This window comes from Streptomyces sp. PA03-1a (genome assembly GCF_033792805.1).
In the GTDB taxonomy this organism is placed as follows: Bacteria; Actinomycetota; Actinomycetes; order Streptomycetales; family Streptomycetaceae; genus Actinacidiphila.
This window is the reverse complement of the sequence record NZ_JARAVO010000406.1, coordinates 1-4,169: the sequence shown is the minus strand read 5'-3', so window position 1 is coordinate 4,169 and position 4,169 is coordinate 1. Positions and strand designations below refer to the sequence as shown.

Genomic DNA, 4,169 nt, shown 5'->3' with positions numbered 1-4,169 from the left:
CCGCCACCTGACCGAACGCCACCGCATCCTGACCTGGGCCCTGGCCCAGCGGCTCGGCCCAGGCGGGGGGCGAACCGGCCAGGGTGCGGCCACGCTGGGCCAGGGCCCAGGTCAGGATGCGGTGGCGTTCGGTCAGGTGGCGGCGCCAGTGGCCAGGGGTGCCGGGGTGGTCCTGCGCGGTGCGGTCGGCTACCCAGTCAGGCACGTCGGCCGGGTGCGGGGGCCGCTGCGCGCGCCGGCCCGGCAGCCCCGCGCGGCGGCTGAGTTCGGCGTGGAAGGCGTCGCTGAGCGCATCGGCCCCGGCAAGAACGGTCCGGGCGTGCCGCAGCCGCTGATCGGTGTCGAAGGCGCGGGCGCTGTGGTGGCGGCGTATCGCGGCCAGCGAGGACTGCGACAGGCGGGGCGTGTGCTCACGTTGCCGGTCCTCGCGCGCCGCGTCCAGCCATGGCAGAGCACGGCGCAGGGCGTCCTCGGCGGTCAGCGCGGCAACGGTGTTCGAGGCGGCCGGCGACAGGTGGGTGCCGGTGCGTTCGGCATCCCGGCAGACGGCGCGGACAGCAGCCAGGTGGGTGTCCAGTTCGGTGCGGGTCAGCGGACCGTAGGGGCGGTGCGGCCAGGCCGCATGGGTACGGCCGCTGCCGGTGGTGACCGGGACCGGCAGCATGCCGGCGGCGGCTTCGGCGGCCTGCAGTTCACTGCGGGCGGCCGCACGCAAAGATGCGGCCCTGGCCATGAGCGCGTGCAGCCGGTACAACGGCACCACGGCCAGCCCAGCCGCAGCCGAGGAGGCGGAAACGGCCACTGGGGCCGCCGAAGTGGCGGCTGGGGCCTGCCCGGCCGGGCCCGTCACACCCGCCTGCCCGGCCCGCGCGGCACGCGCCAGGCGGAGCAGGCGCCCGGCGAGGCCCGCGCCGCCCGCGGAGCCTCCACCATCCTCCGTGGAGTCCCGGACGTCATCGGTAACGTCCGGCCCGTCGTTGGTGGTGTTCGGGCCGTCGTTGGTGGTGTTCGGGCCGTCGTCGGTGCTGTCCGGGCCGGGTGTGATGGCCTGCGCGAGCAGGCCGGGCAGATCGGATCCGGCGCGTTCGGCATCCAGCAGCGCGCGGGTCACGGCGTGGAAGGTGTCCGCGGCCAGGACCACGGCGGCCCGGTCCGCTCCCAGGGCCTGCTCCAGCACGGCCGTCAGGCGGGCGGTGGTGGCCGCGGCTGCGGCGTCCGCGTACTGCGCTGCCAGCGTGGCCGGGTCGATGGCCCGCTGCTGCAGTTCGGCGGTGGTCTCGGTCGCGGACACCTGCGTGCCGCGCCGGGCAGCGATGGTCTCCAGCACCCCCGCAACGTCCTGGCCGTCATAATCCAGGGCCAGGTAGAGGCGGTTGGTGTGCCGGCCGCGGGTCAGCTGGACGTAGACACCCTCACGAGCCGAGGCGGGCGTGGCCAGGGCGTGGGAGGTGTCGACGGTCATGCCCTGGGCGCGGTGGATGGTGGAGGCGTAGCCGAGCTCGCAGTACGCGGCCACGTAGCCGGCCGGCAGCCGCAGACGGCCGCGATGGATCGTGTGACGGACGATCAGGGCACCGTCGGGCTCGACGGTCTGGACGGTCCAGGTGTCGCCGTTCTTCACGAAATCGCGGGCGCCGCGCACGATCCGGTGGCGTTCGTTGCGGCGCGTGACGATGATGTCGCCGGCATGCGCGCGCAGCCCCCCGCGCAGGACGGCTGCGGGGCCGGCCGTAACAATGCCGCGGGAAAGATGCCAGACCTGCGCCCGGGCGTTGAGCGCGGAAACGGTGGCGGTGTCGGCGGCCGTCATCACCGTGCTGCGCCCGGCCACGGTGTCTTTGGCCCACGCGTCGAGCACGGCCTGCTGCATCGCACCGGGGGTGCCGGCGGTGATCCGGCCCCGCTCCCGGTACCAGGCGAACACCTGCTCCGGGCGGTCGTCGTCACGTAAGACCAGCGACGCGTCGGCCTCACCGTCGGTGCGGAAGCGGTGCAGGCGGTCCAGTTCGACCACTCCCCCGCACGAGGCGATCAGGCGCAGCGCGCCGCCGGACTCGACCGCGGCCAGTTGGCGGGGGTCGCCCAGCAGCCGTACCACCGCCCCGGCCGTGGCGGCATCGGCCAGGACCCGGTCCAGCATGCGGGTGCCGGCCGCACCGGCCTCGTCGACCACGATCACATCGCCCGGCCCCAGACCGAAATCCTCCCCCACCAGGTGGGCCTGGGCGGCCAGCTCACGCCCGCGCAGCCAGGAATGCAGGGTGTGCGCGGACCGCTCGAGGTCGGTGCCCAATACGGCGGCGGCGCAGGCGGAAGGCGCCAGCGGGACCAGCCGGCCGCCCGTCGCGTCCACCGCGCGAGCCAGCAGCCGCATCGCGCTGGTCTTCCCCGACCCGGCCGGCCCGATACCCGCCAGCAGCAGCCTGTCCGAGGTCGCGAAAGCCGCGGCCAGCTCACGCTGCCCGGCATCCAGCCCGCCACCGTGCTCCTCGGCCACCCGGGCAAAAATCTCCCGGCCGACCGGCGCCACCACACCCCTGCCGGCTGCGGCCACCAGCCGCTCTTCGGCCGCCAGCAGCGAGGCGGTGGTGTAGGTCCGCGACCCGATCCCTCGGTAGGCGCTCTCGCCGTCCGCGCGGGTCAGCTCAGGCAGCCCGGGGTGAAGATCGGGCGGAGTCAACTCCACACACTCCGCCCCGGCCAGCGCCCGGTCGGCGATCGCATCAGCGACACCAGGCGGCGCGGTCGCCCCCGCCAGCGTCCGCATGAGATACCGGCGGGCCTCCGCCAGCACATGCCGACGACGGAACGTCGTGCGGTACGCGGACACTTCCGCGAGCACCACCGCCGCCGCCCCCACCACATCCACCTCCACCACACCGTCACCACCCGCCCCTACGACCTCCGCCCCCGTACCGGGAGCTTGTTCACCGGCGGCGCCGGAAGCCCCTTCCGGGTCGGCAGCCATCCCGGCGGTTGCCCCACCGGCGCCGCGCGCAGTGGCTGCCTCACCGGCGGTGCGGGCGGCGGTCTGCGCCGCCCGCACAACGCCGTCCACCGTCGCCTGGTCCGTAGCCGCGATCGCCCGCCGCCGCCAGCCGGCCAGCAGATCGTCCAGCGACCGCGCTGTTCGCTTGGCCTGTTTCGTGGAGACCCGCGCCCGCTCCTGCAGCCCCTTGCGGGCAGCCAGACCGGGCTGCCGGCCATGACGGTGCCGGTAGTCCGCCTCCAGTTCCTCAACCACCTCCCGTATCGCTGTCCCGCGTTGTGAGAACAGCTGCCGCAGCCGCACGTCGATGCCCACGACCTGCATCACCGGGCGCTGCCCGGCCGTCACTTCCACCGGCTCGGTCCGCAACCCCAACCGCCCACAGAGCAGCTCCAGGGCCCGCTGATTGAACAGCTCCGACGCTGAAACGACCTCCCGGTACAACAGGCGGGCATCGAGGTTCTGCCACTTCCCGTCAGGGCCCAGAACGCGGGGGCTGATCACGACATGCTCGTGCAGCATCGGATCCCCAGCCCGGGACTCGTAGTGCAGATACACCGTCGCCAGCACACCGGGCCTCGCCCGCAGCTGTGCCTTCCCGCCGGTCCCTCTCCGCACCGCCAGCGCATGGTCCTCGATCCACGCGACCGTCTCGGTCCTGGCCTGCTGCAGTACCTCCAGCACGACCTGGCGCACCTGCTCGTCGCCCAGCGCGAACAGCAGCGACAGCTCCTCGCCGGAAAACGTCAGGTCATACCCGGTACGCGCCTGGCGCTGCTTTCCGGTGCGAGAGGCCAGGAACCGGGCGAGTTCCTTCCCGTCATCCGGCGCCCGCCGGTACTCGGCGCGGAACGCCTGCGCTGCAACCTGCATCTTCAGGTTCTTCGTTTCGGCCCCGGTCAGCGGCCGGCACAACTGCTCACTCTCGTGCTGCAGCACCTGCTCGATCTGACGGTCCAGCGGGGTCCCTTCGGCAAGCTCCGGTAGCGCAGGGCCCAGCTTCGCCGCATCCCACGCCCGCTTCTTCGACGCGCCGGCCCGTGTTTCGCGCGTCAGGATCGCCTCGGCGTCCGGGTGCATCCCCAGCCCGAACAACGCCCGCATCTGCGGCTCGCTCACCTCACCGGCAAGCCCCAGCACCGCCGCACCCCGCCCACTGTCTCTTATAAAAATCTCCGAA

1 protein-coding gene is annotated in these 4,169 nt (G+C 73.4%); it reads right to left on the bottom strand.

The window, feature by feature from the left end; all coding sequences use genetic code 11:
• Positions 1 to 4,093: MobF family relaxase (gene mobF, locus PV341_RS44050; protein WP_500360864.1), on the bottom strand; the 4,093-nt coding region annotated here is incomplete at its 3' end.
• Positions 4,094 to 4,169 lie beyond the last annotated feature (76 nt).